This is a genomic window from Microbacterium esteraromaticum (genome assembly GCF_017303215.1).
Lineage (GTDB): Bacteria > Actinomycetota > Actinomycetes > Actinomycetales > Microbacteriaceae > Microbacterium > Microbacterium esteraromaticum_C.
Genome location: NZ_JAEMWU010000001.1, coordinates 733,800 through 760,479 on the forward strand (window position 1 = coordinate 733,800; position 26,680 = coordinate 760,479).

Annotated in this window: 27 protein-coding genes; 19 read left to right on the forward strand and 8 right to left on the reverse strand. The window is 68.6% G+C overall.

What is annotated here, in order from left to right; translation table 11 throughout:
• The first annotated feature begins 198 nt into the window (after window positions 1-198).
• The 8 genes from JF543_RS03360 to JF543_RS14585 all read left to right on the forward strand — a co-directional run bounded on the left by JF543_RS03360 (window position 199) and on the right by JF543_RS14585 (window position 8,803).
• Window positions 199-1,329, forward strand: coding sequence for a substrate-binding domain-containing protein (locus JF543_RS03360; protein WP_206822740.1), 1,131 nt, complete (start codon window positions 199-201; stop codon window positions 1,327-1,329).
• Window positions 1,330-1,392: 63 nt separating this feature from the next.
• Complete coding sequence (locus tag JF543_RS03365; protein WP_206822741.1) at window positions 1,393-2,403, forward strand: phosphotriesterase family protein; 1,011 nt, start codon at window positions 1,393-1,395, stop codon at window positions 2,401-2,403.
• Window positions 2,400-3,320, forward strand: a complete 921-nt coding sequence (locus JF543_RS03370) for an ROK family protein (RefSeq protein WP_206822742.1) — start codon at window positions 2,400-2,402, stop codon at window positions 3,318-3,320. The genes JF543_RS03365 and JF543_RS03370 overlap by 4 nt, the downstream gene beginning before the upstream one ends.
• On the forward strand, window positions 3,317-4,288 hold the full coding sequence (locus JF543_RS03375; protein WP_206822743.1) for an ABC transporter permease: 972 nt from the start codon (window positions 3,317-3,319) through the stop codon (window positions 4,286-4,288). Before JF543_RS03370 ends, JF543_RS03375 begins: the two co-directional genes overlap by 4 nt.
• Before the next feature lie 3 nt (window positions 4,289-4,291).
• Window positions 4,292-5,527, forward strand: a complete 1,236-nt coding sequence (locus JF543_RS03380; RefSeq protein WP_206822744.1) for an alanine racemase — start codon at window positions 4,292-4,294, stop codon at window positions 5,525-5,527.
• Window positions 5,524-6,309: an ATP-binding cassette domain-containing protein gene (locus JF543_RS03385; protein ID WP_179409288.1), complete on the forward strand. Its 786-nt coding sequence runs from the start codon at window positions 5,524-5,526 to the stop codon at window positions 6,307-6,309. The genes JF543_RS03380 and JF543_RS03385 overlap by 4 nt, the downstream gene beginning before the upstream one ends.
• Window positions 6,310-6,336: 27 nt before the next feature.
• Window positions 6,337-7,107, forward strand: coding sequence for a LamB/YcsF family protein (locus tag JF543_RS03390; protein WP_179409287.1), 771 nt, complete (start codon window positions 6,337-6,339; stop codon window positions 7,105-7,107).
• A 1-nt stretch (window position 7,108) separates the two neighbouring features.
• On the forward strand, window positions 7,109-8,803 hold the full coding sequence (locus tag JF543_RS14585) for a 5-oxoprolinase/urea amidolyase family protein (RefSeq protein WP_206822745.1): 1,695 nt from the start codon (window positions 7,109-7,111) through the stop codon (window positions 8,801-8,803).
• Window positions 8,804-8,815: 12 nt separating this feature from the next.
• Here JF543_RS14585 and JF543_RS03400 read toward each other — a convergent pair whose 3' ends face one another.
• Together JF543_RS03400 and JF543_RS03405 are read right to left on the reverse strand one after the other, a co-directional pair.
• Window positions 8,816-10,144: a uracil-xanthine permease family protein gene (locus JF543_RS03400; RefSeq protein WP_206822746.1), complete on the reverse strand. Its 1,329-nt coding sequence runs from the start codon at window positions 10,142-10,144 to the stop codon at window positions 8,816-8,818.
• Between the two features lie 119 nt (window positions 10,145-10,263).
• The gene (locus JF543_RS03405; RefSeq protein ID WP_423494586.1) at window positions 10,264-11,127 is read right to left on the reverse strand and encodes a phosphoribosylaminoimidazolesuccinocarboxamide synthase; all 864 of its coding nucleotides are present in this window, start codon (window positions 11,125-11,127) and stop codon (window positions 10,264-10,266) included.
• 206 nt (window positions 11,128-11,333) lie between these two features.
• On the opposite strand from JF543_RS03405, the gene JF543_RS03410 reads away from it, so the two are divergent.
• Window positions 11,334-13,574: a hypothetical protein gene (locus JF543_RS03410; RefSeq protein WP_206821208.1), complete on the forward strand. Its 2,241-nt coding sequence runs from the start codon at window positions 11,334-11,336 to the stop codon at window positions 13,572-13,574.
• A gap of 59 nt (window positions 13,575-13,633) precedes the next feature.
• Here JF543_RS03410 and JF543_RS03415 read toward each other — a convergent pair whose 3' ends face one another.
• Window positions 13,634-14,119 carry a hypothetical protein gene (locus JF543_RS03415; RefSeq protein ID WP_179409282.1) on the reverse strand — a complete coding sequence of 162 codons (486 nt, stop codon included), beginning with the start codon at window positions 14,117-14,119 and terminating at the stop codon, window positions 13,634-13,636.
• A gap of 110 nt (window positions 14,120-14,229) precedes the next feature.
• Here JF543_RS03415 and JF543_RS03420 point away from each other — a divergent pair, with 110 nt between their 5' ends.
• From JF543_RS03420 to JF543_RS03435, 4 genes are read left to right on the forward strand one after another with little or no spacing between them, the layout of a single operon-like run.
• Window positions 14,230-14,424 (forward strand): helix-turn-helix transcriptional regulator, encoded by a 195-nt coding sequence (locus JF543_RS03420; RefSeq protein ID WP_179409281.1) that lies wholly within the window; start codon window positions 14,230-14,232, stop codon window positions 14,422-14,424.
• A complete protein-coding gene (locus tag JF543_RS03425; RefSeq protein ID WP_179409280.1) occupies window positions 14,411-14,857 on the forward strand; it encodes a hypothetical protein in 447 nt (148 codons plus the stop codon). The genes JF543_RS03420 and JF543_RS03425 overlap by 14 nt, the downstream gene beginning before the upstream one ends.
• A 29-nt stretch (window positions 14,858-14,886) precedes the next feature.
• A complete protein-coding gene (locus JF543_RS03430; RefSeq protein ID WP_179409279.1) occupies window positions 14,887-15,417 on the forward strand; it encodes a GNAT family N-acetyltransferase in 531 nt (176 codons plus the stop codon).
• Between the two features lie 59 nt (window positions 15,418-15,476).
• Entirely contained in the window at window positions 15,477-17,357 is a 1,881-nt protein-coding gene (locus JF543_RS03435) for a heavy metal translocating P-type ATPase (RefSeq protein WP_206821207.1), read from the forward strand.
• 198 nt (window positions 17,358-17,555) lie between these two features.
• Here the strand turns inward: JF543_RS03435 and purD are convergent, their stop codons facing one another.
• Both purD and JF543_RS03445 read right to left on the reverse strand, forming a co-directional pair.
• Window positions 17,556-18,833, reverse strand: coding sequence for a phosphoribosylamine--glycine ligase (purD, locus tag JF543_RS03440; RefSeq protein WP_206821206.1), 1,278 nt, complete (start codon window positions 18,831-18,833; stop codon window positions 17,556-17,558).
• A 182-nt stretch (window positions 18,834-19,015) separates the two neighbouring features.
• Entirely contained in the window at window positions 19,016-19,705 is a 690-nt protein-coding gene (locus tag JF543_RS03445; protein ID WP_179409276.1) for an NUDIX hydrolase, read from the reverse strand.
• Between the two features lie 136 nt (window positions 19,706-19,841).
• On the opposite strand from JF543_RS03445, the gene JF543_RS03450 reads away from it, so the two are divergent.
• From JF543_RS03450 to JF543_RS03460, 3 genes are read left to right on the forward strand one after another with little or no spacing between them, the layout of a single operon-like run.
• Window positions 19,842-20,198, forward strand: coding sequence for a sterol carrier family protein (locus JF543_RS03450; protein ID WP_179409275.1), 357 nt, complete (start codon window positions 19,842-19,844; stop codon window positions 20,196-20,198).
• Window positions 20,199-20,218: 20 nt separating this feature from the next.
• Complete coding sequence (locus JF543_RS03455; protein WP_206821205.1) at window positions 20,219-20,671, forward strand: hypothetical protein; 453 nt, start codon at window positions 20,219-20,221, stop codon at window positions 20,669-20,671.
• 38 nt (window positions 20,672-20,709) lie between these two features.
• Window positions 20,710-21,036 carry a potassium transporter Trk gene (locus JF543_RS03460; protein WP_179409273.1) on the forward strand — a complete coding sequence of 109 codons (327 nt, stop codon included), beginning with the start codon at window positions 20,710-20,712 and terminating at the stop codon, window positions 21,034-21,036.
• Between the two features lie 8 nt (window positions 21,037-21,044).
• Here the strand turns inward: JF543_RS03460 and JF543_RS03465 are convergent, their stop codons facing one another.
• Window positions 21,045-21,644 carry a zinc-binding alcohol dehydrogenase gene (locus tag JF543_RS03465; protein ID WP_179409272.1) on the reverse strand — a complete coding sequence of 200 codons (600 nt, stop codon included), beginning with the start codon at window positions 21,642-21,644 and terminating at the stop codon, window positions 21,045-21,047.
• An 83-nt stretch (window positions 21,645-21,727) separates the two neighbouring features.
• Window positions 21,728-22,030 carry a hypothetical protein gene (locus tag JF543_RS03470; protein ID WP_179409271.1) on the reverse strand — a complete coding sequence of 101 codons (303 nt, stop codon included), beginning with the start codon at window positions 22,028-22,030 and terminating at the stop codon, window positions 21,728-21,730.
• Between the two features lie 241 nt (window positions 22,031-22,271).
• Here JF543_RS03470 and purM point away from each other — a divergent pair, with 241 nt between their 5' ends.
• The 3 genes from purM to JF543_RS03485 are packed head-to-tail and all read left to right on the forward strand — an operon-like array spanning window position 22,272 to window position 26,193.
• The gene (purM, locus tag JF543_RS03475) at window positions 22,272-23,390 is read left to right on the forward strand and encodes a phosphoribosylformylglycinamidine cyclo-ligase (RefSeq protein WP_206822747.1); all 1,119 of its coding nucleotides are present in this window, start codon (window positions 22,272-22,274) and stop codon (window positions 23,388-23,390) included.
• 23 nt (window positions 23,391-23,413) lie between these two features.
• Window positions 23,414-24,880, forward strand: coding sequence for an amidophosphoribosyltransferase (purF, locus tag JF543_RS03480; RefSeq protein ID WP_179409269.1), 1,467 nt, complete (start codon window positions 23,414-23,416; stop codon window positions 24,878-24,880).
• Window positions 24,877-26,193: an MFS transporter gene (locus JF543_RS03485; protein ID WP_179409268.1), complete on the forward strand. Its 1,317-nt coding sequence runs from the start codon at window positions 24,877-24,879 to the stop codon at window positions 26,191-26,193. Before purF ends, JF543_RS03485 begins: the two co-directional genes overlap by 4 nt.
• Window positions 26,194-26,414: 221 nt before the next feature.
• On the opposite strand, the gene JF543_RS03490 is transcribed toward JF543_RS03485, so the two are convergent.
• Window positions 26,415-26,600 (reverse strand): DUF3073 domain-containing protein, encoded by a 186-nt coding sequence (locus JF543_RS03490; RefSeq protein WP_179411688.1) that lies wholly within the window; start codon window positions 26,598-26,600, stop codon window positions 26,415-26,417.
• Window positions 26,601-26,680: the final 80 nt, after the last annotated feature.

The following is a 26,680-nucleotide window of genomic DNA, read 5'->3' on the forward strand; positions in this document are numbered from 1 at the left end:
CTTCCACATTCGCATCATGAAGAGTTCAAAAAAGAGGCGAATCCGTGGGTGAGCCGGGTTATCGCCACTACGCCTCGGCGGATTCTCGAGATTTCTCTTGACTTTGGTTTTGTCGTGCAATCAAATAGGGGGAGTCAACGGCGACGCCCACCTCGGGATCAGCCCTCCCTCGCATCGCAGATACGAAAGGCACCCCTCATGACCTCACGAATCGCCCGTCGGGGCGTTCACGCCACTCTCGCCGGCATCGCCGCCGGTGCACTGCTGCTCACGGGATGCTCCGCTCCCGCGCAGACGAACACGCAGGCCACCGAGTCCTCCGCCCCGGCTGCCGAACCGAGCCTCGAGTTCGTCGGCCCGAACGGTGAGAAGCCCGGCGCGCTCGCCGAGGTCACCCTGACCGCCGATGAAGAGAAGCAGATCGCCGACGGCGAGCTCACCGCGGCCTTCATCTGGCACACGTCCGGAGACTTCGTCGCCGCGGTCGAGCAGGGTGCACGCCAGGAGTTCGAACGCCTCGGCGTCGACGTCGTCGCGAGCACCCAGGCCGGGTTCGACGCGGCCACCCAGGCGAACAATGTGCAGACGGTGATGGCGCTCGACCCCGACATCGTCGTTGCGATCGCGGTCGACCCGACCTCGGCAGCCACGTCGTTCCAGCCGATCAAGGACGCCGGTGCTCAGCTGGTGATCATGACCACGCCGCCCGCGGGTTGGGAGGCCGGCACCGACTTCGTCTCGATCGTGACCGAGGATCTCGCCGAGGCCGGCCGCGCGAACGCCGAGATCCTGGGCGATGCCCTCGGCGGCGCCGGAGAGATCGGCTACCTCAGCTACAACGCGAACTTCTGGTTCACCAACCAGCGCGACCAGTCGTTCAAGGACTGGATGGCTTATTCCTACCCCGACATCTCCATCGTCGAGGAACAGGGCTTCGCGCAGGAGACCGATACTCAGGCGATCGCGTCGGCGATGATCGCGAAGAACCCGAACCTCACCGGCATCTACGTCTCGTGGGCCACGGCGGCGCAGGGTGTGCTCGCCGCCATCAAGGCCTCGGGCCGCTCCGACATCCAGGTCGTCACCAACGATCTCGACACGACGATTGCGGCCGCCATGCTCACCGGCGACAACGTCGCGGGGATGGTGGGCAACGGTTCGATCGACATCGGTGTCGGCCTTGCCCGGGCCGGTGCCTACGGGGTTCTCGACAAGCCGGCACCCGCTCTCGTGGCGAGTGACCCCACCAAGGTCAGCGCCGACAACCTCGAGGACGGGTGGCTCGCCGACTACGGAGTCGAACCGCCCGCCAGCGTCACCGGAAAGTGATCCTCGAAGGCAGGGGGCGCTACTCCGCCCCCTGCCGCCCGCCCACTCCCTGAAAGAGAGTCCATGTCCTCTGTGATGACGGTCTTCGGGCCCGTGCCCTCAGCCGACCTCGGCCGGGTGATGCCGCATGAGCACCTGCTGTCTCTGGTGCCCGGTCCGTGGCTCACCGGCGGCCGCGCCGACACCCAGGTCGACCTCGCCGTCGACGCACTCGGCGGGCTGCACGCCGCCGGCTTCGGCACCGTGGTCGATCTTTCGCCCTATGGCGTCGTCGGCCGCAGTGCCGACGGGTCGAACGTCGCACGGCTGAAGGAGATCTCGCACCGCAGTGGCATCGACATCATCGCGGGCACGTCGATCTACCTCGAGGCCTATGCGCCCGCGTGGGCGCGCGAGGCGACGCTCGACGAGCTCGTCGCACGCCTGATCGCCGACGCGGCGACCGGCATCGGCGACACAGACGTGTGCGCCGGCGTCTACGGTGAGCAGGCCACGAGCCTGGGCGAGATCACGCCGTTCGAAGAGCGGATGCTGCGGGCCGTCGCCCGCGCACACGCGACCAACGGGTTGGCCGTGTTCACCCACACCACCCACGGCACGATGGCGCAGGAACAACTCGACATCCTCGAATCCGAGGGTGCCGACCTCGACCGGGTCGTGATCGGGCACATGGACACCCAGCTCAGCATCGACGTCGTGCGGGCCGTGCTCGATCGCGGCGCTCTCATCGCCGTGGACACCATCGGCAAGGAGACCTGGGACTTCTTCCTGGAACCGGCACCCCCGCATCGGCCCGACGGCGAGTTCGTGAAGCACTCCTTCGCCCGCAGCGATGTGGGGCGGGCAGACCTGGTCGCGGCACTGGTCGCCGAGGGCTATGCGGAACGCATCCTGCTGGCACAGGATCTGACCGGCGCCGAGGTCTGGATGAACCCCGGCACGCACGGCGTGCAGGGCTACTCGTATCTGTCGGAGGTCTTCCTGCCGATGCTGAGCGAACGCGGCGTCGGCGAGCAGGCGATCGAGATGATGACGGCGGCGACGCCGGTGCGCATGCTGGAGGTGGCCGCATGACACGGTCATGGATCGGAATCGACCTCGGCGGCACCAAGACGCACATCGGCATCGCGCCTCTGGATGACGGCGGTCATGCGCCGCTCTCCCTGACCGCGGAGCGCGTCGTGCCGACGCCGCGCGCCGGCGGCGCCGCACTGTGCGAGGTGATCGGCGCCACCATCGACGAGCTGATGCGGCAGACCCAGACCGACCGGCTCATCGGCATCGGCATCGGCGGTGCCGGGGTTCCTCAGGCCGACGGCGGGTTCACCGCCGCGCCCAACCTGGGCGATACCGCATTCGACTTCGGCTCGGCTCTCAGCAGCCGCTTCGAAGCCCCGGTCGAGATCGACAACGACGCCAACGTCGCCGCGCTGGGTGAGCTGGTGGCCCTTGGCGATGAGCAGGCCTCCTTCGGCTACGTCGCCGTCGGCACGGGCATCGGCATGGGGCTCATCCTCGAAGGCCGGCTCATCCGAGGTGCCTCGCTCGCCGCCGGTGAGATCGGCTACATCCCCGTGGGAGCAGACCCGTTGGATGCTGCCAACCACCGCCGCGGAGCCCTGGAAGAGGCGGTGGCCGGCGATGTACTGGCCGCCCGCGACCCCGGAGCGTCCACCGTGCGCGAAGTCTTCGAACGGGCAGCGGCCGGCGTGCCCGAAGCGCGTGAGGCGCTCGACGCGCAGGCACGCTGGGTCGCGTACGCCCTCGCGACGGTGATCGCCGTCGTCGATCCGGGCGCCTTCGTGCTCGGTGGTGGCATCGGCTCGCGTGAAGAGCTGCGCGCGCCGATCCAGCACTGGCTGGAGCGCTTGGGCCACCCCGACGTGCCCGTGCGGATCTCCACGCTGGGCTCGGCCGGAGCCGTTCTCGGAGCGATCGAGCTCGCTCGACGCTCACCCTCAGTGTCAATGCCGACAGGAGCACATCAATGACCGCGGTCATCACCCCCGCCCCGGCGCTGCAGCAGATCCGCCACGATTGGCGCAAGTACGTCGTCTACATCGGCTTCGTGCTCGTGTTCTGCTTCTTCGCGATCACCCAGGGCAGTAACTTCCTCAACGTCACCACGCTGGTGAACATCGCCACGCAGGCGGCACCGATCACGATCATGGCCGTCGCCACCGTGTTCGTACTGAGCCTGGGCGAGATCGACCTCTCGATCGGTTCGACCGTCGCGCTCTCCGCCCTCTCTGCCGCCGTGGCCCTTCAGATCACCGGCTGGTGGTGGGCCGGCGCGCTCGCCGGACTGCTGGTCGGGGCTCTCGTCGGCTTCATCAACGGGGTGTTCATCACCGCGTTCCGTCTGCCGTCGTTCCTCGTCACGCTCGCCACGATGGGGCTCGTCGCCGGGCTCGCCCAGCAGATCACCAACCTGCAGTCGGTCCCCGTCACCGATCCGGCATTCGTCTGGATCTTCGGCGGCGGAACTCTGGCGGGCGTGCCGATCCTCATCTGGTGGTCGCTCGCGATCGCCGTGCTGGGGTGGCACGTGCTGAGGCAGCGCCGTGCGGGCGCCCACGTGCTCGCGGTCGGCAACCACGCGCAGGCGGCCCGTGTGAGCGGCATCAACGTCGCCCGCGTGCGCCTTCTCGTGTTCACCGCATCCGGCGCCGCGGCCGCTCTCGCGGGCATCCTGTACGCCGGTCGCCTGGCGGGCGCCACGTACACGCTCGGCACCGCCGACCTGATGAGTGTGCTGGCCGCCGTGATCGTCGGGGGCACCGCCCTCACCGGTGGTCGCGGATCGATCATCGGCGCGGTCGTGGGCAGCCTTTTCATGAGCATGATCAACTACGGCCTGCTGCTGGGCGGCCTGACCGTCGCGCAGCAGATGATCGTGCGCGGTGTCATCATCCTGCTCGCCGTCACCCTGTCGCTGCGCGGCAAGAAAGGTCAATGACCGATGTTCCTCTCCATCCTTCAGCGTCGCAACGCCCCTCTGCTGCAGGCCGCGGCGCAGTTCCACCGGCGCGGTGAGATCCCCGCCAACACCTTCGTCATCGACCTTGATGCTGTCGAGCGCAACGCGCGCACGATTGCGGCTGAGGCGAGCCGGCTGGGGCTGAGGCCCTTCGCCATGACCAAGCAGATCGGCCGCAACCCCGACGCGTCGCGTGCGATCCACCGCGGCGGCATCACTGAGGCGGTCGGCGTCGACCTCGAATGCGCTGTCGCCGCTGCGACCGGTGGGCTTGCCACGGGGCACCTCGGCCACCTGGTGCAGATCCCTCGCCACCGCGCCGCCGAGGCGGCCGCGTTGCATCCGCGGTACTGGACCGTCTTCTCGGAGCAGAAGGCGCGCGAGGCGGGAGCCGCTGCCCTCGCGCAGGGACGTGTGCAGGACGTGCTGCTGCGTGTGGTCGCACCGGGCGACCGCTTCTACACAGGCCACGAGGGCGGCTTCACCGCCGACCGCATCGTCGAGCACGCACGCGTCGTGGACGCCCTGCCCGGCGTGCGCGTGGCCGGTGTGACGACGTTCCCGGCCACGCTCGTCGACGGTGAAAGCGGCGAGGCGCAGACCACCCCCAACCTGCAGACGCTCGCGGCGGCCAAGCGCGCGTTGCAGAGCGCCGGGTTCGACGACGTGCAGATGAACGCCCCCGGCACGACCTCGACCGTGACGCTCGAGCGCCTGGCCGAGGCCGGGGCGACACAGGTCGAACCCGGTCACGGGCTGACCGGCACGACGCCGCTGCATGCGCGGATCGATCTGCCCGAGGATCCCGCCATCGCCTACGTCACCGAGGTCTCCCACGTCTGGGACGACCGCGCCTACGTCTTCGGCGGCGGACTCTACGTCGACCCCGTGCACGGCATCCCCGCGACCTCGGCGCTGATCGTGCGCGACGGCGACGACCCGGCGACGGTCACCGCCCGCCCGGTCGAGATGCCCGCACCCGAGGCGATCGACTACTACGCGCGCATCCCGCTCGACGGTCGTGCCGATGCGGCTGAGGGCGACACGGTCGTCTTCGGGTTCCGCCCGCAGGTCTTCGTCAGCAGGGGGCTGACCGCGGGCATCCGAGGTCTCTCCACCGGCACGCCGAGGGTCGAGGGGATCTGGGCATCGAACGGTGCGGCGCCGCTGCAGGCGACGGTGCAGACCGCGCGGCGCGTAGAGGAGCAGAACGCATGACGACCAACACGAGCGGCGCCGAAGGCGCTGCGGCGGCCCTCACCGACGCGCCTCTCGAACTGCGGGGCATCACGAAGAGCTTTGGCGCGGTCACGGCGATCAAGAACTTCGACCTGCGCGTCGAGCCGGGCGAGATCGTCGCCCTCGTCGGCGACAACGGCGCGGGCAAGTCCACGCTGATGAAGATCATCGCGGGTGTGTACCAACCCACGGGCGGCGAGATTCTGCTGCGCGGACGCAAGGCATCGCTGACGGATGCTTCGGCGGCGCGCGCGCAGGGCATCGAAGTGGTCTATCAGGACCTTGCTCTCGTCGACCAGCAGCCCGTGTACATGAACCTCTTTCTCGGGCGCGAGCTGGTGCGGGGCATCTGGCCGTTCCAGATCCTCGATCGTGCCGAGATGGCGCGGCAGACGCAGGAACTGGTCGACGAGCTCGATGTGCGCATCCCGAGTGCGAAGGCGACGCTCTCTGACCTGTCGGGTGGGCAGCGGCAGGCCATCGCCATCTCTCGGGCCACGCACTGGGCCAGCAACCTGGTGCTCATGGACGAGCCGACGGCAGCACTCGGCGTGGCCGAGACCGCGAAGGTCGAGTCGCTGATGATGCGGCTGCGTGAGCGAGGGACGGCGGTGGTGGTCGTCAGTCACAACATGGAGCAGGTGTTCCGGGTGGCGGATCGGGTCACGGTGCTGCGTCGAGGCACCCAGGTGGGCACGATGCGCACGGCCGACACCACCCACAACGAGCTGGTGTCGATGATCACCGGATTGGCCGGATAGCCGCATCCGACCGCCTACGGTGGGTTCATGCCGGTCATCGATCTGAACTCGGATCTGGGCGAGAACACCGCCGAGCGCGTCGTCAGCGATGACGCCGCGATGCTGGGCATCGTCACCAGCGCGAACGTCTCGTGCGGGGTGCACGCCGGGAGCCCGGAGGGCATCCGCGAGACCCTCGCCGCCGCGGTCGAACGCGGCGTCATCATCGGCGCGCACCCCTCGTACGACGACCCCGACACCTTCGGGCGGCGGCCGATGGACCTCGAACCGGCGGTGCTGCAGGCGCTGGTCGAGCGGCAGCTCGTCGCGCTCGCCGCGCAGGCCGCGGATGCCGGCGGACGCATTGCCTACGTCAAGCCGCACGGTGCGCTGTACAACACCATCGCGCGCGACTCGGGGCAGGCCGGCGCTGTCGTCGCGGCCGTCCGCGCGGTCGACCCGCGGCTGGTGCTGCTGGGACTCGCCGGCGGCGTCGTGCTCGACGTCGCATCGCGTGCCGGGCTGGCGGTGGCATCCGAGGCGTTCGCCGATCGCGCCTACCTGCCCGACGGCCGCCTTGTGCCCCGCACGCAGCCCGGTGCGGTGCTGCATGATGCCGGCGACGTCGCCGAGCGCATGCTGCGCTTCCTGGAGACCGGCACCATCCGCTCCCTCGACGGAACCGATGTGCGCATCGACGCGCAGTCGATCTGCGTGCACGGCGACACCGCGGATGCCGTGGCGATGGCATCAGGCATCCGCCGTCGCCTCGAGGTGTCCGGTGTGACGATCGCCCCGTTCGCCGGCCGCGGAGCCTGATGTGCGCATTCTCACCGCGTCGCAGACCGCCCTGCTGGTCGAGACCAACGACCTCGACGAGGCGGTGCGGCTGAACGCCGCGTGGGATGGCGTGCCGGGGGTGATCGAACGGGTGCCGGGCGCCCGCACCGTGCTGGTGCGGTTCGACCCGCGACAGGTGACGGCCGAGAGGCTGGCCGAGACCCTGCGAGCGACGGCGTCGGATGCCCGTGACGTGCCGCCCGGAGCAGAGGTGACCATCCCGGTGCGCTACGACGGCGACGACCTCGATGACGTCGCCCGTGCGCTGAACATCTCGGCCGATGAGTTCGTCGGTCGTCACCTGGCCGCCGGTTGGCAGGTGGCCTTCACGGGCTTCGCCCCGGGGTTCGGATACCTGGTGTGCGACGACCCGCTGTTCGATGTGCCGCGCCGGCTGTCGCCCCGCACCCGCGTGCCGGCCGGCTCGGTGGCACTCGCCGGGGGATTCACCGGGGTGTATCCGCGCGAGAGTCCCGGCGGCTGGCAGCTGATCGGACGCACCGATGCCGTGCTGTGGGATCTGCAGCGCGACCCGCCGGCCCTGCTGGCGCCGGGCACCCGGGTGCGTTTCGTGCGGGCATCCGGGCGTGATCACGTCGTCGGTGCGTCGGAAGGCCCAGCGTCGGAGATCTCAGCGTCGGAAATCCCAGGCGCAGCGCCCGCTGAGCGGCGTGTCGCGGCCCGACACGCGGATGCCGGCGCCGACGGTCTGGTGGTTCCGACAGCATCCGACGCTGGAGTAGCGCCCGCAGTGGGGCGCGCGATCGAGGTCGTGCGGCCCGGCCTGCAATTGCTCGTGCAAGACCTGGGGCGCCCAGGATATGCGGCGCAGGGCGTCTCGGCATCCGGTGCCGCCGACCGCACCGCACTGCGCGATGCGAACCGCGCCGTCGGCAACCCACCGGGCGCCGCTGCCCTCGAGAGCGTCGGGGCCGTCGCGCTGCGGTTCCGCGGCGAGGGCGTCGCGGCCGTCACCGGCGCGATCGGTGAACTCTCGATGACGGATGCCCGCGGCGATGAGCGTCCCATCGCGCACGGCATCCCGTTCGCGACCCGCGACGGCGACGAGCTCGTACTCGGAAGCCCGGCACGGGGACTGCGCTACACGATCGCCGTGCGCGGCGGACTCGCGGTGCCGGCGGTGCTCGGCAGTCGATCGAGCGACACCCTGGGCGGGGTGGGACCCGCGCCGCTCACCGCGGGCGATGTCGTCGCGGTCGGTGCGGATGCCATCGACGCGGTCGATGTCTTCCCCTGGGAGCGGATGCTGCCCGCACCCGGTGATCTCGTCGACCTCGACATCACTGTGGGGCCGCGCGACGACTGGTTCACGGATGATGCGCTGCGCGTGCTCACCGCGCAGGAATGGCGCGTGACGTCGCAATCGGATCGCGTCGGCATGCGCCTGCAGGGCGACGTGCCTCTCGAACGTGCGCGTGCCGGCGAACTGCCCAGCGAAGGGGTCGTGACGGGTGCGATCCAGGTGCCGTCCGACGGTCAGCCGGTGCTGTTCCTGGCCGACCACCCGGTCACCGGCGGCTATCCCATCATCGCGGCGCTCACCGAAGCGAGCCTTGACCTGGCCGGGCAGCTTCCGCCGGGCGCGCGGGTGCGGTTTCGGGTGAATGCCGCGAGGGCGACGCCTCCCGCAGGAAGCGCCGCCCTCACAGCGTGATCAGATCGGCGGTCAGGCCGGGTCGCCACCGAGCGGTCCGACGGCCGCGAGCGGCTTGGGGTCGTCGGCGCCGGTCTTGCGCAGACGCGCGATGAGGTTTCCGAGGTGGTAGATCAGGATCGCGCCGACCGTGGCGAGCACGATGCCGCCGAGCTGGAAGCCCGAGTCGGGGTCGATGATCTGGAAGCCGCCCACGGCGACGATCAGGCCCACCGCGGCGGTGTACTGGTTCACCGGGCGCGAGAAGTCGACCTTGTTGTCGACCCAGATCTTGATGCCGATGACACCGATCAGACCGTACAGGGCCGTCGTGACGCCACCGAGCACACCGGCGGGCACCGAGTTGATGACGGCACCGAACTTCGGCGACATGCTCAGCAGGATGGCCGTGAATCCGGCGACCCAATAGGCGGCGGTGGAGTAGACGCGGGTGGATGCCATCACGCCGATGTTCTCGCCGTAGGTGGTCGTACCCGACCCGCCGAAGAATCCGGCCAGCGACGTCGAGATGCCGTCGGCGATCAGAGCCTTGCCGGTCTGCTTGTTGATCGCCGGGTCTTCGACCATGGTCGCCACGCCGCGCACGTGACCGACGTTCTCGGCGATGAGCACCAGCACCACGGGCAGGAACATCGCCATTGCCGACCAGGTGTTCGGGTTGACGAAGTCGGGCATCTCGAAGGTTGGGAAGCCGAGCCAGGCGGCCTTCTCGACAGCGGTGAAGTCGAGTTCGCCGCGGAACCCGGCGAAGATGTACCCCGCGATCACACCGAGGAAGATCGAGATGCGCCCCAGGAAACCGCGGAAGACCACCGCGAACAGGATGGTCACGGCCAGGGTGAACGTCGCGGTGATCGGAGCCAGTTCGTAGTTGCCGCGTGCGGCGCCGGCCAGGTTGAACCCGATCAGCGCGACGATCGTGCCGGCGAGCACGGGCGGCAGAAAGCGGTCGACCCACTTCACACCGGCGATGTGCACGACCACACCGATGATCGCCAGCAGCAGACCGACGGCGACGATGCCGGCCAGAGCCGACCCTGTACCGGCCGTGGCGGTCGCGGCGGTCACCGGGGCGATGAACGCGAACGACGAACCCAGGTAGCTCGGCAGCTTGTTGCGGGTGATCAGCAGGAACAGGATCGTGCCGATACCGCTGAACAGCAGCGTGGTCGGCACCGGGAAGCCGGTGAGGATCGGCACAAGGAACGTCGCGCCGAACATGGCGACGACGTGCTGCACGCCGATGGCGATGGTGGCGGGCCAGTTGAGGCGTTCCTCGGGACGGACGACGGCGTCGGGCGCGACGGTGCGTCCATTGCCATGGATCTTCCACAGCGGCATGATGGCTCCTCGGGTCAGGATCGGGGTCAGGGCTGACGAAACACTATCGGTTCATCAGCCCGAGCATCCGAGGAGACTGCGGCGCGCGGGGCGCGACCGCGCGCGGTCACCGGCGCGGGTCAGCCGCGCAGACGCTCGATCAGTGCGCGGTAGCGGTCGGCGGTGCGCTCGATCACGTCCTCCGGCAGCGCCGGCGGCTCGCCCTGGCGGTCCCAGTTGGCAGCCATCCAGTCGCGCACGATCTGCTTGTCGAAGCTGGCCATGCGCTCGTCGGGGGTGCTGCCCGTGCGCCAGGCCTCGGCGTCCCAGTAGCGGGACGAGTCGCTGGTGAGTGCCTCGTCGGCCAGGCGCAGCACGCCATCGGCGTCGACACCGAACTCGAACTTCGTATCGGCGAGGATCAGCCCCTTCGACTCGGCGATCTCGGCTGCACGCCGGTAGATCGCCAGCGAGGTGTCGCGCAGCTGCGCGGCGCGCTCGGCGCCGACGAGCTCGACCGCCCGCTCGAAGGTGATGTTCTCGTCGTGCTCGCCCATCGGCGCCTTGTACGCCGGGGTGAACAGCGGTTCGGGAAGGCGGTCGCCGTTCTTCAGGCCCGCCGGCAGGGGGATGCCGCACACCGTGCCCCGCTCGACGTACTCGGCCCAGCCCGATCCGGTCAGGTAGCCGCGCACGACGCATTCGATCGGCAGCATCTGCAGGGCCATCGCCAGCATCGAACGGCCGGCGACAGCATCCGGGATCTCGCCTTCGGCGATGTGGTTCGGCACATCGTCGAGCTGGTCGAACCACCACATGCTCAGGGACGTGAGCAGCTCGCCCTTGTGCGGGATGCCGGGCGAGAGCACCGAGTCGAAGGCGCTGACCCGGTCGGATGCGACGACGAGGATGCGGGTGTCGGCCGGGTCATCCGACGCGTACAGGTCGCGGACCTTGCCCGAGTAGATGTGCCGCCAGCCGGGGATGCTCTGTGCTTCGCTCACGCGTCCCATTATCCCCGGCTCGCGTGCGGAGGATCGACGGTCGCATTAACACAATCAAATTGGGTATTCCCATTGGCTCTCTTGCTAGCTACTGTCGGCTATTACAAAACCTTTATTTTGTTAGGGGTGCTGGCGCAGCGACGTCGCAACGCCTGATCGCACCCGAGCACATCGATGACGCGTACGGCGTCGGTGAGGAGAACCTGGTGGTTTACGCAGGCAGGCGACATTTGCGCTCGGCGGTGGTGGGCGTTCTGACCGCCGCGCTCGTTGCGGCGGCGGTTCCCGCTGTCGCGGAGGAGGCGCCGGGAAGTAAGACCTTCCACGGTGTGACGTTCGGCGCTGAGCAGACCGTCGGAATCCCGGTGCAGGTGCCGAGCATCATCGACATGGCTTTCGGCGAACTCAACGGGCGCACCGTGGGCTACACGGCGACGTCCTCGGATGGCTCGCTGTTGAACGTCATCGATGTGGCCTCGAACACCTTCGTCCAGTCGGCGTCGATGCCGAGCGTGATCCAGGTCTGGAAGCTGGAGATCGCGCCGAACGGCACTGTCTACGTCGCCGCGATCGGCAAGGACGCTGCCGGGCAGCAACGGGGTGAGCTCTGGGCCTACGACCCGGTCGCGAACGAGGCCGAGCTCGCCGGTGTGGTGCCGGGGGCGAGCTCGAACTGGTCGATGGTGGTCGATGAGCACTCCAACGCCTACATCGGCACCTACAAGACGGGCGAGGTCGTTAAGTACGATGCCGTCGCGGGGACCTTCACGCGGTGGGACCGGGTCGAAGGGCAGGAGTACGTCCGCTCCATCGAGTACCACGACGGCTACATCTACGCGGGAACGGGCGCGACCGGATCGGTGGTCAAGATCAACGTCAACGATCCCGCCGATCGCGTGCGCATCTCGGATCCGCTACGAACCGTGCTAGGCGTCGATGTGCTTCCCTGGGCATACGACATGCAGAAGGTCGGCGATTGGCTAGTCGTCAACTTCACGGGCGGACTCGCCACCTCGGCGTTCTACAACCTCGTGACCGAGCAGTGGAGCTCCGCGACGCTGAACAAGTCGAGTATTCCGGGAACGCCGACGCAGAACGGGGTGCCCGGATTCACTCAGCTCGCCCCTCGCGATGGCAAGATCTATCTGACCTACAACGGCACCATCGCTGAGGTCGACCTCACCGGCGCCGAGCCGAGCTTCCGCGACGTCGGGATCCCGTTCGGGTTGGGCATGCGCGGTCAGACATGGGCCGACCTCACCGAGGCGGGTCATCCGGGCGAGTGGCTGATCACCGGTTCGCGTCAGGGCAAGCTGCGGGCGCTTGACATCGAGGGAAGACGCGAGCTCGTGCTGCCCAACCAGGTGCAGACGAGCACGGGGACGCCCCTGCATAACATGGCGTTGAACCCACAAGATGAGATCTATATGGTCACCTATCCGGCCGGTACGGGCGCCGTGTACGACACCAAGACCGGCTCACTGTCCAACTTCGGTGCCGAGCAAGCCGAGTCGATGCTCACTGTGGGCGATGCGACCTACTTCGGTCTGTACCCCGGCGGGCACATCGATCGCGTCGTCACCGGTGAGGACGGGAGGCCCCAGTCGTCGCGCGTGTTCACCATCGGTGAAGGGCAGGATCGGCCGTACCACATGGTCGAAGAGGATGGGCAGTTGCTGATCGGCTCGATTCCCAAGTACGGCCTGCACCAGGGGGCGTTGACGATCCACGATCTCGATACCGGAGAGACCACGGTGGAAACTGGCATCGTCGAGAACCAGAGCGTTGTGGGGCTCGCGGTCGATGACGGCGTCGTCTACGGATCGACCACGATCGTCGGTGGACTGGGTGCGGACCCCGTCGCGACCGAGGCGAAGCTCTTCACCTATGACCTCGCTCGGGGAGAGAAGACCGGCGAGTACGCACTCAATCTGCCTACCGGGCAGAAGCCGAAGCACATCAGCGCGTTGTCATTCGGCGAAGACGGCAACCTCTGGGGAACCACCGACGGATGGGTGTTCGCCCTCAACCCGGAGACTATGCAGGTCATCCCTGAGAAATCCAAGAACATCTTCCCCGAGGTCACGCGCTACGGCATGTGGCGACCGGCCAGCTTCGCATGGTTCGAGGGTGACTTGTTGATCAACGTCGCCTCGCAGCTGACGGTGATCGATCCGGAGACGATGGAGCACCGCACTCTGACGGAAGGAGAGGAGATAGCCCGGTTCATCATTGCCCCGCTGGCTGTGCAGCACAGAGATGATGCTGATGTCGCCCAGGACGGGCTGTACCTGTTCGGCAGCTCTGATTCGGGAACGCTGCGGGTGATTCCGCTTCAGGTCGATTCTGAGGAGCCCGTTCAGTGCCGACCAGGCAACGGCAAGGGGAACGCCTATGGTCACGATAAGGGCAAGGGGCCCAATCCCAACGCCTGCAAGAAGAGGTGAGTGAGGCGGGGGCGCATGTCGTGCATGCGCCCCCGCGTCCTTACGCATGCGGCTCGCCCTCAGCGCAGCAGCGCGATGCCCGCCTGGCCGATGCCGGCGAAGATCAGCGCCCACATGATGATCGAGACGATCTGCCAGAAGATGACCGCGTTGCGGTTGGCGCCGAACGAGACCATCATCCCCGAGGTGATCTGGCTGGGCAGCACGGTCTGCCCCAGCAGGCTGACCCCGGGCACCCCGAACCGGTCGAACATGCGCTTGACCTTCTGGCGGCGCGCTGAGGGTTCGGGCAGTTCCTCGCCCTGCGCCCTGCGGGCCAAGACCTTCTGCCGTGCGGTCGCGGCGACGAACACGAAGGCGAGCATCGAGAGGGTGTTGCCGATGACCGCGGCGGCGACTGCGATGGGCAGGGGGACGCCGGCGACGACACCGATCAGGGTGCCGAAGTACGACTCGATGAACGGAATCGCCGCGGCGAGCATCACACCCGCCCACTGCAGCCAGGTGGGAAGGGACTGGGTGAAATCGACGAGCGCTTCGCTCATGACGGCCTCCGGAAGTGTAAAGCGTACTTGACGTGACAAGTGTGCTTGACACGAGTGGGCCCTGTCAAGCTCGCTTTACACAGGTGTGTCTCCTGTCCTACGGTTGACACGTGCGCAGCCGTGTCAAAGAGCTCAGAACCCAGCAGGGGCTGTCTCAGCAGGCGCTCGCGAGCGCCGTCGGCGTCTCGCGGCAGACGATCAATGCCATCGAGACGGGCCGCTACGACCCGTCGCTGACGCTCGCCGTGCACCTCGCCCGCCATTTCGGATCGACCGTGGAAGAGGTCTTCGATGTCGATGGATGACCCCGGCTCGACTCAGGCGACGTCTGCCAGGAAAAGCCGACGCTGGCCGCTCTCGCCGCACAACACGATCCTGGTGGCGGGCTGCCTGATCGCCGCGGTGGTGTGCTTCATTCTGGGGCAGACGTACATCGGCGTCGTGGTGACGCTGGCGGCCATCGCCGCCGGTGTCGGGGCCGTGTTCGCACGTCGAGGTCGCGCCGGCGACCTCGAACGCATCAACGCCCTGGAATACGCCGACGAGAGAGACCGTGCGGCAGCCACCAAGGCCCTAGCCGCCGTGGGCGTGCTCGCCCTGGTGCTTGCGCTGGTGCAGCTGATCGTGCTGGTCATCATCGAAGCCGATCCGCTGACCCGTCTGCTCAGTGCCGGGCTGGTTCTCGCGCTCTCGTTCGGGTGGCTGTTCGCCAACTGGTACTTCGTGCGCCGCGGATGAGCCCGCGCAGATCGTGATCTAATCGACGGATGCCGATCACACTCGCCGCCCCGTCGCTGTCACTCTTCGACCCCTGGGCCGACGCCGTCACCGAGTACGGCGACGTGCACATCCACGGCGCGGGTCTCGAGCGCGGCACCGTGCCCGATCAGCAGGCCTGCGAGGCCTTCGTGGCCAAGGCCGAGCTGTACGCGCGCCCGGGCGCAGAGCTCCCCGAGGGGCATGTGCCCTGCGAGTACTTCTGGATCACTGATGGCCCCGACGTCATCGGCTTCATCGCCTTCCGTCGTGAGCTGAACGACTGGCTGCGCACCTACGCCGGCCACATCGGGTACTCGGTGCGGCCGTCCCGGCGTCGCGAGGGCGTCGCCGGCGCCGCGCTCGGCCTCGTCCTCGATCGCGCGCGCGAACAGGGCTACGACCGCGTCATGCTCACCTGTGACGACGACAACGTCGGTTCGGCGCGCACCATCGAGGGCGCCGGCGGCGAGCACGTCGACACGATCGACGGATCGGATGCCGGACACGGGCCCATGCGCCAGTACTGGATCACGCTGTAGGCGGCATTCCCGCGACCGCCGGCCGCACGCAGACGCGCCGCGTGGGGCAGAGTGGAGCCATGACCCTGCTGCGTCTCGCGAAGCGGTATCCGATCCTCACCGGCGGACTGATCGCCACTCTCGCCGTCATCGTGCTGTCGCTGGCCGCTCTGCCCGAGCCGGCGCGCTGGATCGCGACGATCGTCGTCATCGCGGTGATCGTCTGGACGGCGTGGGGGATGCTGAAGGACATCCTGCGCGGACACTTCGGCCTCGACGTGCTCGCCCTCATCGCCATGATCGCGACCCTGGTGGTCGGCGAGTACATCGCCTCCCTCGTGATCGTGCTGATGCTCTCTGGTGGCGAGGCGCTCGAGGACTACGCTCAGCGGCGCGCGGCGCGTGACCTCACGGCGCTGCTCGATCGTTCGCCGCAGATCGCGCACGTGCTGGATGCTGCGCAGTCCGACCCGCGTGACGTGCCGGTTGACGAGGTCGAGCCCGGACTGGAGCTGCTGGTGCGGCCCTCCGAGATCGTGCCCGTCGACGGCGTGCTGCTGAGCGCCGAGTCGAGTTTCGATGAGTCCTCGCTCACCGGCGAGAGCGTCCCGGTGACGCGTCAGGCGGGTGAGGAGGTGCTCTCGGGCTCGGTGAACGGTTCCAACGCCGTACGCATCCGCGCGCTGCGCCGCAGCGGTGACAGCCAGTACCAGCAGATCATCGCCCTTGTGCACGAGGCGCAACAGAGCAAGGCCCCGACCGTGCGCCTGGCCGACCGCTTCGCCATCCCGTTCACCCTCGTCTCACTCGCGATCGCCGGTGTCGCCTGGGCGCTCTCGGGCGACCCGCTGCGCTTCGCGCAGGTGCTGGTGCTCGCCACACCGTGCCCCCTGCTGATCGCCGCGCCGGTCGCCTTCCTCGGCGGACTCTCGCGCACCGCGAAGGAGGGCGTGATCGTCAAGGGCGGCGCGGTGCTCGAACAGCTCGCCCGCGTGCGCTCGGTGGCCTTCGACAAGACCGGCACGCTCACGCAGGGCCGCCCCGAGCTGATCGAGGTCCGTCCGGCCGGAGGCATGGATGCCGACGAACTGCTGCGATTGTCAGCATCCGCAGAGCAGTACTCCAGCCACGTCCTCGCCGAAGGTGTGCGCCGGGCTGCAGCCGAGCGGGGGCTGGCGCTCGCGCCGGCCGAGCACGCCGAGGAGGTCGCGACCAACGGCGTGACCGCCGTCATCGAGCGGCGCACCGTCGTCGTCGGCAAGCCGGCCTACGTCGCCTCACTCGCCCCCGACGCCGTGCGTACCCCGCTGGTCTCGGGCCAGCTCGCCGCCTACGTCGCCGTCGACGGTCGGTTCGCTGGCGCGCTCGTGCTCGCCGATGCCGTGCGCCCCGAGGCCGGTGACGTCGTCGCCGGATTGCGCGAGCACGGTGTGCAGCGCATCGCCATGCTCACCGGCGACGCCGAGGCGACGGCATCCGCGATCGCTGCGCCCCTGGGCGTGACCGAGGTGCACGCCGAGCTGCTGCCGGCGCAGAAGGTGGCGCTCGCCGCCGACATGGCGCCGCGACCCATGCTCATGGTCGGCGACGGGGTCAACGACGCGCCCGTACTGGCGGCGGCGGACGTCGGCATCGCGATGGGCGCGCGCGGTTCGACGGCCGCGGGTGAGGCGGCGGATGCCGTCGTGCTGAAGGACTCGCTCGAGCCGGTGCTGCGTGCGGCCGAGGTCGGTCGGCACACCCTGAATGTCGCTTATGCAGCGATCTGGATCGGCATCGTCCTCAGCGTCGGACTCATGCTGATCGCCACGACCGGCGTGATCCCGGCCGTCGCGGGAGCATTCATCCAGGAGTTCGTCGACCTCGCGACGATCCTCTACGCGCTGCGCGCCCTCACCGGCCCGAAACGCCGGGCCTCTGTCGCGCCGGTCGCCACTCCACGGCCGGTCGCGGCGCCGTAGGCATCCGGGTGTCGGGGGCCGTCACCCGAGTGCCGGGGGTCGGCACGCGTCACTGAGAACAGGCTCGTTGCCGAGAACAGGCTGGTTTCCGAGAAAAGAGCCTGATCTCGGCAACGAGCCTGTTCTGGAGCGCGGCGCAGGCGAGGGAGCGGCGCCAGGTGTGGCGCAGGGCCGGGAAAGCCGCTGGATCGGATGCTGTCAGCCGGCGACCCGCGCGGCGATGTCGTGCCGGTAGTGGGCGCCGTCCAGTGCGATGCGGCCGATGGCCTCGTACGCCCGCGCGCGGGCATCCGCAAAGTCCGACCCGGTGGCGACGACGTTCAGCACACGTCCACCCGTCGCGACCAGCGATCCACCCGGCGCGTCCGGCGCGCCGGTCGCGGCGTGCACGAGTGTGACGCCCTCGACGGCCGCCGCCTCGGCGAGGCCCTCGATCAGGCGCCCCGTCTGCGGTGCCTCGGGGTAGCCCTCGCTGGCGAGCACGACCGTGATCGCGACGTCGTCGGAGAACTCCGGCATCGGCTCGTCCTCGAGGTGGCCGGATGCCGCCGCGAGCAGCAGGCGCGAGAGCGGCGTGCGCAGCCGCGGCAGCACGACCTGCGTCTCGGGGTCACCGAAACGGGCGTTGAACTCGATCACGCGCACACCGGCGGGAGTCAGGATCAGGCCGGCGTAGAGCAGGCCGATGAAGGGTGTGCCCTCGGCGTCGAGCTGGCGGATCACCGGCATCGCGACGGTCTCGGTCACCTGCGCGACGAACTCGTCGACGCCGCCGAAGTCCTCGGACAGCCACGGCAGCGGCGAGTATGCACCCATGCCGCCGGTGTTCGGGCCGCCGTCGCCGTCGAGTGCGCGCTTGAAGTCCTGCGCGGGGCTGAGCGGGCGCACGGTGTCGCCGTCGCTGAGGAAGAACAGCGACACCTCGGGGCCCGTCAGGAACTCCTCGACCAGCACCGGACCGCTCGGCAGGTACTGCTCGGCGTGGGCGAGCGCCGCGGTACGGTCGGCGGTGACGATCACACCCTTGCCCGCGGCAAGGCCATCGGCCTTCACCACGTACGGTGCACCGAACTCGTCGAACGCGGACTCGACCTCGGCGGCGGATGCTGCGCGCACCGCGCGCCCGGTCGGCACGCCTGCGGCATCCATGATCCGCTTCGCGAACGCCTTCGACCCCTCAAGCTGTGCAGCCGCCTTACCCGGGCCGAAGACCGGGATGCCGCGCTCGCGCAGCACATCGGCCACGCCCGCGACGAGCGGTGCCTCGGGGCCGACGACGACCAGGTCGATGCCGTGCTCGTTGGCGAACGACGCCACAGCCGAACCGTTGAGGGCATCCACGTCGACGAGCGTCGCGTCCTGCGCGATCCCGGCGTTGCCGGGGGCCGCGAAGATCTCGTGCTCGGCCTCTTCCGACCGCAGGGACAGGATGATCGCGTGCTCGCGCGCGCCGGAACCGAGGACCAGGATCTTCATGCGGCCAGCCTACCGGCGGGCGCGTGCGGGCATCCGCCGTGTTCCGGTCGCAGTTCTGCACGCGTCGCGGCGCGGCGTCGTCATTCCGGTCGCAATTTCTCCCGTATCAATCCGGGTGATGCGGGAGAAATTGCGACCGGAACACGGCGCACGGATGCCCGGCGCGGGGCCGCCCCGGCGCGTCAGCCGACGTCGGACGGCGAGACGGGGCGCTCGTGCGCCCGGTCCCAGGGCAATGCCCAGCCGGTCGCATCGAACAGGGCGTCGAGGATGCCCGCCGTGAACCCCCACACCACGGTGCCGTCAATGTCGAACGCCGGCCCGCGATAGGTCTGCCCGCCGCGGGTGAGCGTGGCGGTGTACCGGCTGGCGGGATCGAGCATCTGCGCCACCGGCACCCGGAACACATCCACGGTCTCGGCGTGATCGACCGCGGCGACCCGAGACGGGCGCCGCCACCAGCCCAGCACCGGCGTCACCAGGTAGTTGCTCACCGCGAGGGGGATCTCGGGAAGCGCCCCCAGCACCTCGACGCCGTTCGGGTCGAGGCCGGTCTCTTCCTCGGCCTCGCGCAGTGCCGTGGCTACGACATCGGCATCGCCGTCGTCCTGCCGCCCACCGGGAAAGGACACCTGTCCGGGATGTGACGACAGCGTCGCCGCGCGCCGCTGCAGCAGCACGTCGAGATCGGCCGGGACCGTCAGCTCGTCGCTGCGTGCGGGGATGCTGTCGAGCCGGCCGAACAGCACCAGCACCGACGCCGGGAGCGGATTCACGGTGTCGAAGGGGAAGGACGGCAGCCAGTCCGCGCGACGCGTCACGGCGAGCAGGTCGTCCCTGGCGCTGCGGATCGTCTCGGCGGAAGCACTCATCGAGGTCGAGCCTATGCCTGGCACGCGCGGCGGTGCACGGAACTCCGGAGAAACCTGCCAGCAGGGTGCAGAACCGGGCTGTTGGCCCGGCCGCAGCCAGAAATCTCCGGAGTTGCGAACGGCGTAGCCTGAAGACATGGCCGGGCGAAAGATCGACGTCGGGGCGGGGCGCGACGCGCTGGCCGCCGTGAGCTCTGGTGCCGCGGCGCGGCCGCAGCTTGCGACCGCTGTGCGGTACCTGTTGCAGCTTCTTGACGAGAAGGCGCCCGGCAACAGCGTCGAGGTGCGGGTTCCGCCGTTCGGTGCGGTGCAAGTCGTGCAGGGGCCGCGCCACACGCGCGGCACACCCCCGAACGTGGTCGAGATGGACGCGTCCACCTGGATCGGCGTCGCCACCGGGGCACAACAGTGGGCGGATGCTATCGCCGCGGGTCGCATCGTCGCCTCGGGCACCCGCGCCGACATCTCTGCGCTGCTGCCGCTGCGGCCCTGAGTGCCCCTATGGTGTGAGGCATGAAGCGGATCATCGGCGGCGTGCTCGCCATCATCGGAGCAATGGCGCTAGCGGGATGCTCGAGCGCGACGGCGACACCGGACGAGCTGCAGCAATGGATGGATGACCAGCATGCAGCATCCGATGACGCGAAGGCGCGCGTGACGGCCTTGGCGCTCGTGCCTAGTGCCGACTCCACGCTCGATGACCTCGGCGAACAGTTCCGCGTCGATTTCGAGGAGCCCGAGCAACTCACGGAGTTCGAGTTCTCCTGTTTCGGGGCCGAGACCATGGACGTGAGCGTGTACATGCACACGGAAGCCGGAATCGTCGGTACAGCGGCGGTCGACGTGCTCTGCAGTGATGGCCCGAAGACGTTGAATCCCGGCATTGGCGATGCCGCTGTGCATGCCGTGACCGCCTCGGCCTTCAGCGCCGACGGCGCGGGGGCCTGGTCGCTGGCTGTCCGCTGAACACCCCGCCCATAGCGTCGCCGTGGGAGAATGAGGGCATGTCCCGCCATTCCACGCCTGAGACCGTCGAGGCCACGGTTCGTCCCGTCCCGCGCTACGGCGTGTTCATCGGCATCGGGGTCGTGCTCGGCATCATCGCCGCAGGCGTCCTGACGGCGATGGGCAGCTACGAGCCCTCGCGGACGCTCGATGTCGTCTACCCTCCGGGTCAGGTCTTCGGGTTCGCGCTGCTGTGGATGGTGCCGATCGGTATCGCTCTCGGCGGGGCAGTCGCCCTCATCCTGGATCGGGTTGCGCGTCGTCACGCCCGTGTCGTGCGGGTCGAGCACGAGCGGATCGCCGAAGTGGACGACGACGCGTCCTGACCCGCCGGTCAGGCAAGCTCGCTGATCACCGGGCGCATCGCCGCGTCGAAGGCGACCACGTCGCGTCGCAGCCCGTCGGTGACGGCCACGCTCAGAGCGCCGATCCACCAGATCCCGCGCTGCGTGAATGGCAGCACCTGCACGTTCAGTTCGAACGAGTGGGCGCGGCGCCCGACTTCGCGTTCGAACTCTGCGATCGCACTGGCATAGGCGCGGTAGGCGCCGCCCGATGAGCTCACTGAGTCGACATACCGGTTGTGGGTGCTCTGCGCGTACCGCAGGGCCGTGTCGGCGTGCGGGGCGATGGCGCGGCGCAGTTCTTCGGCTCCGGTGGTGGGCAGCGCGACGAGTGTGTCGAAACCGTCGACCAGGTCGAGCGGCACCTCGGATCGATGTGCGCGCGGTTCGACGGTCATATCCCAGTAGTCGCGCCACTGCGCCTCGAGCGCATCGTCGACGTCAGCGGCCTCGGGGGGGCGTACGGCGAGTCCGCGCAGGGCCGGTAGGTCGGACGGTTCGCGGATGCCGATCAGCTGGCGCAGTGCGAGCGCGACGAGCACCGATGTGCCGGCGTCTTCGCGAATCAGCCACTGCGGCTTGTCGACCATGGCCCCATCGTAGGGTGATCACCCCTCGCATATGGGGGTTGATCGGTCAAAGGGCCCGCAGAACGACTCGTCAGGGGTGCGGGTCAGCGGCGGCGGGAGAGGATGCGGCGGCGCAGACGCTCTCTGCCGCGCGATGGCGGACGGGTGGCATCCACCAGCGCCTGCCGGGCGGCGGCGAGCGTGGGGTAGCTGCCGATCCGGCGGCTGTGACGGTCGTGCACCACATGGGTGCTGTTGTCGACGGTGACGAAGCCGGCGAACTCGCCGCTGTTCGTCGCCACGAACACGTCGTGGTCTGCCTGGCGCCATGCCAGTTCTGCGGATGCGGGGATGGGGTTGCTTTCGATGGGCGCGCCGGAGCGCGCGGAAGTGTCGGTACTGCTCATGTCTCTTGATTCGTGTGCGGGCGGCAGGTTGCCACCGTCATGCGGCCTGGGCGAGCGGATCCGCTTCGGTGCGGTTCCGGCCTTCACGGCCCTGGCCGGGGTGTGCGCTGTGCCGGTGAGATTCGGCGAAACATTGCGCAACCGTCTACCTTAGCAGATCTCGGCGCGGGGTCGGATGCTGCCGGTGAACGCCGGGTGACTTCCGACCTGAGATGTCCCTGCGGGCCGGTAGGCTGTTGCCGTGGCAGAATCCTCCACCAATCCCTACGCCCAAGCCGGTGTCGATACCGCTGCCGGTGACCTCGCCGTCGAACTCATGAAGGCCTCGGTGCGCGCCACCCACGGGCCCGAGGTGCTCGGTGGTGTCGGCGGCTTCGCCGGCATGTTCGACGCCAGCGCCCTGCTCGGCTACCGCCGCCCGCTGCTGGCATCCAGCACCGACGGTGTCGGCACGAAGGTCGCGATCGCGCAGGCCATCGACAAGCACGACACGATCGGGCAAGACCTGGTCGGCATGGTCGTCGACGACATCGTCGTGGTGGGTGCGAAGCCGCTGTTCATGACCGACTACATCGCGTGCGGCAAGGTCGTGCCCGAGCGCATCGCCGACATCGTCCGCGGTATTGCCGAGGCCTGCTCGGCGACCGGTACCGCGTTGGTCGGGGGAGAGACGGCAGAGCACCCGGGTCTGCTCGGCCCGCGCGACTACGACGTCGCGGGCGCCGCGACGGGAGTCGTCGAGGCGGATGCTGTGCTCGGGGCCGACCTGGTGCGCGACGGTGACGCCGTCATCGCGCTCGCCTCGAGCGGTCTGCACTCCAACGGGTACTCGCTGGTGCGTCACATCGTCGCGAACGCCGGCATCGGTTACGGCGACACCGCCGCCGACTTCGGCACGACCTGGGGCGAGGCCCTGCTCGAGCCGACGCGCCTGTACACGACACCGCTGCTGAAGCTCATCGAGAGCCTTCCGGCGGGTAGCATCCACTCGCTGAGCCACGTGACCGGCGGCGGCATCGCGGCCAACCTCGCCCGTGTGCTCCCGCAGGGCAGCTGGGCCGACGTCGACCGGTCGACCTGGTCGCCGAGCCCGGTGTTCCGCGTGCTCGCCGACATCGCCGGCACGCCCATCGTCGACACCGAGGGCACCTGGAACCTGGGCATCGGGTTCCTCGCCGTCGTCGCGGCCGAGCACAAGAACGCCGCGATCGCGAACATCGAGGCCCAGGGCATCCCCGCCTGGCAGGTCGCGACGGTGCACACCGGCGCGCGCCCCGAGGGCGAGTACGAAGAAGGCGCCAAGGGCGTCGACGGTGGAGCGGTGCGCCTCGTGGGTGCATACGCCGAGACCGCTCACTGACAGAACGGATGAAGTAACACTCCATGTGCGGCATCGTCGGAATGGTCGGAAACGGCCCCGTCAACCAGGACATCTACGACGCCCTGCTGCTGCTGCAGCATCGCGGTCAGGACGCCACCGGCATCGCGACAGTCGAGTCGAGCGGCGTCATGCACATGGCGAAGGCCTCGGGCATGGTGCGCGAGGCCTTCCGCACGCGCGATATGCGCGCGCTGCTCGGTAACGTCGGCCTCGGGCACGTGCGCTATGCCACCAAGGGCACGGCCTCCAACGAAGAAGAGATGCAGCCGTTCTACGTGAACGCGCCGTACGGCATCGTGCTCATCCACAACGGCAACCTCACGAACACGCGTGAGCTCACCGCCGACATGGCCTACCGCGACCGTCGGCACCTGAATTCGTCCAGCGACACCGAGCTGCTGCTGAACGTGCTCGCCGGCGAACTGCAGACCTCGACTTCGACCGTCGACCTCGACCCGGACCGCATCTTCGACGCCGTCGAGCGCACGCACGCGCGCATCGAGGGCGCGTACGCGGTCATCGCGATCATCGCCGGCTATGGTCTGCTCGCGTTCCGCGATCCGTTCGGCATCCGCCCGCTCATCCTCGGCCGCCGCACGAGCGCGGCGCCGGGCGATGCCGATGAGTGGGTCGTCACCAGCGAGTCGCTGGTGCTCGAGAATGCCGACTACGAGATCGTGCGCGAGGTCGCCCCCGGCGAGGCCGTGTTCATCTCGAACGACGGTGAGCTGTCGACCCGCCAGTGCGCGAAGCAGACGCAGCTCACGCCGTGCGCGTTCGAGTACGTCTATCTCGCCCGTCCCGATTCGGTCATGAACGGCGTCTCGGTCTACGAGTCACGCTTGCGGATGGGCGACAAGCTGGCCGACACGATCGCTAAGCACGTGCCGCTCGACGAGATCGACGTGGTCATGCCGATCCCCGACTCGTCGCGTCCCGCGGCGATGGAGGTGGCCCGCAAGCTCGGCAAGGAGTACCGCGAGGGCTTCTACAAGAACCGCTACGTCGGTCGCACCTTCATCATGCCCGGGCAGGCGGTGCGCAAGAAGAGCGTGCGGCAGAAGCTGAACGCGATGTCGACCGAGTTCCGCGGCAAGAACGTGCTGCTCATCGACGACTCGATCGTGCGCGGCACCACCAGCCAGCAGATCATCCAGATGGCACGCGACGCCGGCGCCAAGTCGGTGATCTTCGCCTCGGCCGCGCCGCCGGTGCGCTACCCGCACGTGTACGGCATCAACATGCCCTCCAAGCACGAGCTGATTGCTCACGGGCGCACCATCCCCGAGATCGCCGAGGAACTCGGTGCCGATCGCATGGTCTACCAAGAGGTCGAAGACCTCAAGGCGGCGATCATCGAGGGCACCGATCTGACCGACCTCGACCTCAGCTGCTTCGACGGGCGCTACGTCACCGGAACCGTCACCGACGAGTACCTCGACTGGGTCGAGAAGTCCCAGACGTCATGACCCGGGCGAGTGCGCGCCCGCTCTGGCGGGGCCGCGCGCTCGCCATGCTGGGCATTGTGCTGTGCGCGTTCTCTCTGCGCTCGGCCGTGGCATCGCTGTCGCCGGTCATCGAACTGATCGGTGCCGACTTCACCGTGTCGCCCACGGTGCTCGGCATCATCGGCACGATTCCGCCGGTCTGCTTCGCGCTGTTCGGTCTGATCACTCCGATGCTCGAGCAGCGCTTGGGCATCGAACGGGTCGCCGTCATCGCTCTGCTGACGATCACGGCCGGTATCGTCTCGCGTGGACTGGTGGGCGACTCGGTCGGGCTGCTCGCGGCGACGGCACTGACATTTGCCGGGGTCGGGATGGGCAACATTCTGCTGCCCCCGTTGGTGAAGAAGTACTTCCCCGATCGCATCGGGCTGATGATGACGTTGTACACCACGGCGATGTCGTTCTCGACGTTCCTGCCGCCGATGGTGGCTGTGCCGGTGGCCGAGGCCACCGACTGGCGGTTCTCGTTGGCGATGTGGGGTGCGTTCGCTCTGGCCGGGGCCATTCCGTGGATGCTGATGCTGCTGCGCCCGGCGGATGACAGCATCCGCCACTCCACGCCGCAGGAGGCGCCGCGCACGGCACCGGTGACCCGGCCGTCCTCGGGCGGCGACGAGCCGGCGCTGACCGGCCCGATCGCGACGGCGCCGGCGACACGGCGCATCTTCGGCCGGTTGCGGCGGATTCCGCTGGTGTGGGCGCTGGCGTTCACCTTCGGCACGTCATCGACGATGGCGTACGTCACCTTCGCCTGGATGCCGGTGATCCTCGTCGATCTGGCGGGAGTGAGCGCGGCGACCGCCGGGTTCCTGCTGTCGCTGTTCGCCACCGTGTCGTTGCCGGCATCGCTGCTGGTTCCGGTGCTCGTGGTGCGGTTCCAGGCGACGCGTCCGTTGTTCGCGTTCGGGTCGATCGGCGGGCTGATCGGTCTGATCGGACTGCTCCTGGCTCCGCTGCCGGGGCTGCTGCCGCTGTGGATGGTGCTGTTCGGCCTGGTCGGTGTGCTGTTCCCGTTGTCGCTGGTGCTCATCAGCATCCGTTCGCGCACGCCCGAGAGTGCCGTCGTGCTGTCGAGTTTCGTGCAGAGCGTCGGCTACACGTTCGCCGCGGTCTTTCCGCTGCTGATCGGCGTGCTGCACGACCTGACGCATGCGTGGACGGTGCCGCTGCTGATCGTGGCCGGTGTGCTGGTCGTGACGTTCCCGGCGGGGATGATCGCCGGCAGGCGCGTCACGGTCGAGGACGAATGGGAGCGCCGGCACGGGACGTGGTGAGGGCGAAGCGGGCCGGGGCAGACCTGGGCGCGCAGACGTCATCCGCAACAGGCTCGTTACCCAAAACAGGATGATTCGGAGCGATTCAGTCTGTTCTCGTCAACCGTCCTGTTCTCGTGCGCGGCAGGCAGGCCTCTGAATTCCACCGAGTGGCAACGACGAAACCCTGGTCGACCCAGCGGATGCTGGTCGCCAGGGTGTCTGTCGTGCGGAGAAGCGGATCAGGCTCGCTCGAGCTCGTCCTCGTCTTCGTCTTCGTACATGTCGGCCCACTTGTCGACGTACTGGTCCTCGGACGAGGGATGCCCGAGTTCACTCTCCAAGGCGGAGAAATTCACATCCGGACTGTACGACTTGAGTTCGCGAGCAATCTTTGTGTGCTTCGCCTTCTGACGGCCACGGCCCATGCGCGAGACCCCCTTATACGAGTTCAGCAGCGGGCGGTGCATGCCCGATGATATTCACGGCACCGGCTCGAGGCCGGTAA

What these genes read in the sequence shown, in the direction of transcription:
- JF543_RS03400 (WP_206822746.1), bottom strand. Translation starts at nt 10,144, where the DNA reads ATGCCGCTGTGGAAGATCCATGGCAATGGACGCACCGTCGCGCCCGAC.
- JF543_RS03430 (WP_179409279.1), top strand. Translation starts at nt 14,887, where the DNA reads ATGCCGATCACACTCGCCGCCCCGTCGCTGTCACTCTTCGACCCCTGG.
- JF543_RS03435 (WP_206821207.1), top strand. Translation starts at nt 15,477, where the DNA reads ATGACCCTGCTGCGTCTCGCGAAGCGGTATCCGATCCTCACCGGCGGA.
- JF543_RS03455 (WP_206821205.1), top strand. Translation starts at nt 20,219, where the DNA reads ATGAAGCGGATCATCGGCGGCGTGCTCGCCATCATCGGAGCAATGGCG.
- JF543_RS03375 (WP_206822743.1), top strand. Translation starts at nt 3,317, where the DNA reads ATGACCGCGGTCATCACCCCCGCCCCGGCGCTGCAGCAGATCCGCCAC.
- JF543_RS03470 (WP_179409271.1), bottom strand. Translation starts at nt 22,030, where the DNA reads ATGAGCAGTACCGACACTTCCGCGCGCTCCGGCGCGCCCATCGAAAGC.
- JF543_RS03415 (WP_179409282.1), bottom strand. Translation starts at nt 14,119, where the DNA reads ATGAGCGAAGCGCTCGTCGATTTCACCCAGTCCCTTCCCACCTGGCTG.
- JF543_RS03450 (WP_179409275.1), top strand. Translation starts at nt 19,842, where the DNA reads ATGGCCGGGCGAAAGATCGACGTCGGGGCGGGGCGCGACGCGCTGGCC.
- JF543_RS03490 (WP_179411688.1), bottom strand. Translation starts at nt 26,600, where the DNA reads ATGGGCCGTGGCCGTCAGAAGGCGAAGCACACAAAGATTGCTCGCGAA.
- JF543_RS03380 (WP_206822744.1), top strand. Translation starts at nt 4,292, where the DNA reads ATGTTCCTCTCCATCCTTCAGCGTCGCAACGCCCCTCTGCTGCAGGCC.
- JF543_RS03370 (WP_206822742.1), top strand. Translation starts at nt 2,400, where the DNA reads ATGACACGGTCATGGATCGGAATCGACCTCGGCGGCACCAAGACGCAC.
- JF543_RS03465 (WP_179409272.1), bottom strand. Translation starts at nt 21,644, where the DNA reads ATGGTCGACAAGCCGCAGTGGCTGATTCGCGAAGACGCCGGCACATCG.
- JF543_RS03390 (WP_179409287.1), top strand. Translation starts at nt 6,337, where the DNA reads ATGCCGGTCATCGATCTGAACTCGGATCTGGGCGAGAACACCGCCGAG.
- JF543_RS03425 (WP_179409280.1), top strand. Translation starts at nt 14,411, where the DNA reads ATGTCGATGGATGACCCCGGCTCGACTCAGGCGACGTCTGCCAGGAAA.
- JF543_RS03360 (WP_206822740.1), top strand. Translation starts at nt 199, where the DNA reads ATGACCTCACGAATCGCCCGTCGGGGCGTTCACGCCACTCTCGCCGGC.
- JF543_RS03460 (WP_179409273.1), top strand. Translation starts at nt 20,710, where the DNA reads ATGTCCCGCCATTCCACGCCTGAGACCGTCGAGGCCACGGTTCGTCCC.
- JF543_RS03445 (WP_179409276.1), bottom strand. Translation starts at nt 19,705, where the DNA reads ATGAGTGCTTCCGCCGAGACGATCCGCAGCGCCAGGGACGACCTGCTC.
- purD (WP_206821206.1), bottom strand. Translation starts at nt 18,833, where the DNA reads ATGAAGATCCTGGTCCTCGGTTCCGGCGCGCGCGAGCACGCGATCATC.
- JF543_RS03385 (WP_179409288.1), top strand. Translation starts at nt 5,524, where the DNA reads ATGACGACCAACACGAGCGGCGCCGAAGGCGCTGCGGCGGCCCTCACC.
- JF543_RS03485 (WP_179409268.1), top strand. Translation starts at nt 24,877, where the DNA reads ATGACCCGGGCGAGTGCGCGCCCGCTCTGGCGGGGCCGCGCGCTCGCC.
- purF (WP_179409269.1), top strand. Translation starts at nt 23,414, where the DNA reads ATGTGCGGCATCGTCGGAATGGTCGGAAACGGCCCCGTCAACCAGGAC.
- JF543_RS03365 (WP_206822741.1), top strand. Translation starts at nt 1,393, where the DNA reads ATGTCCTCTGTGATGACGGTCTTCGGGCCCGTGCCCTCAGCCGACCTC.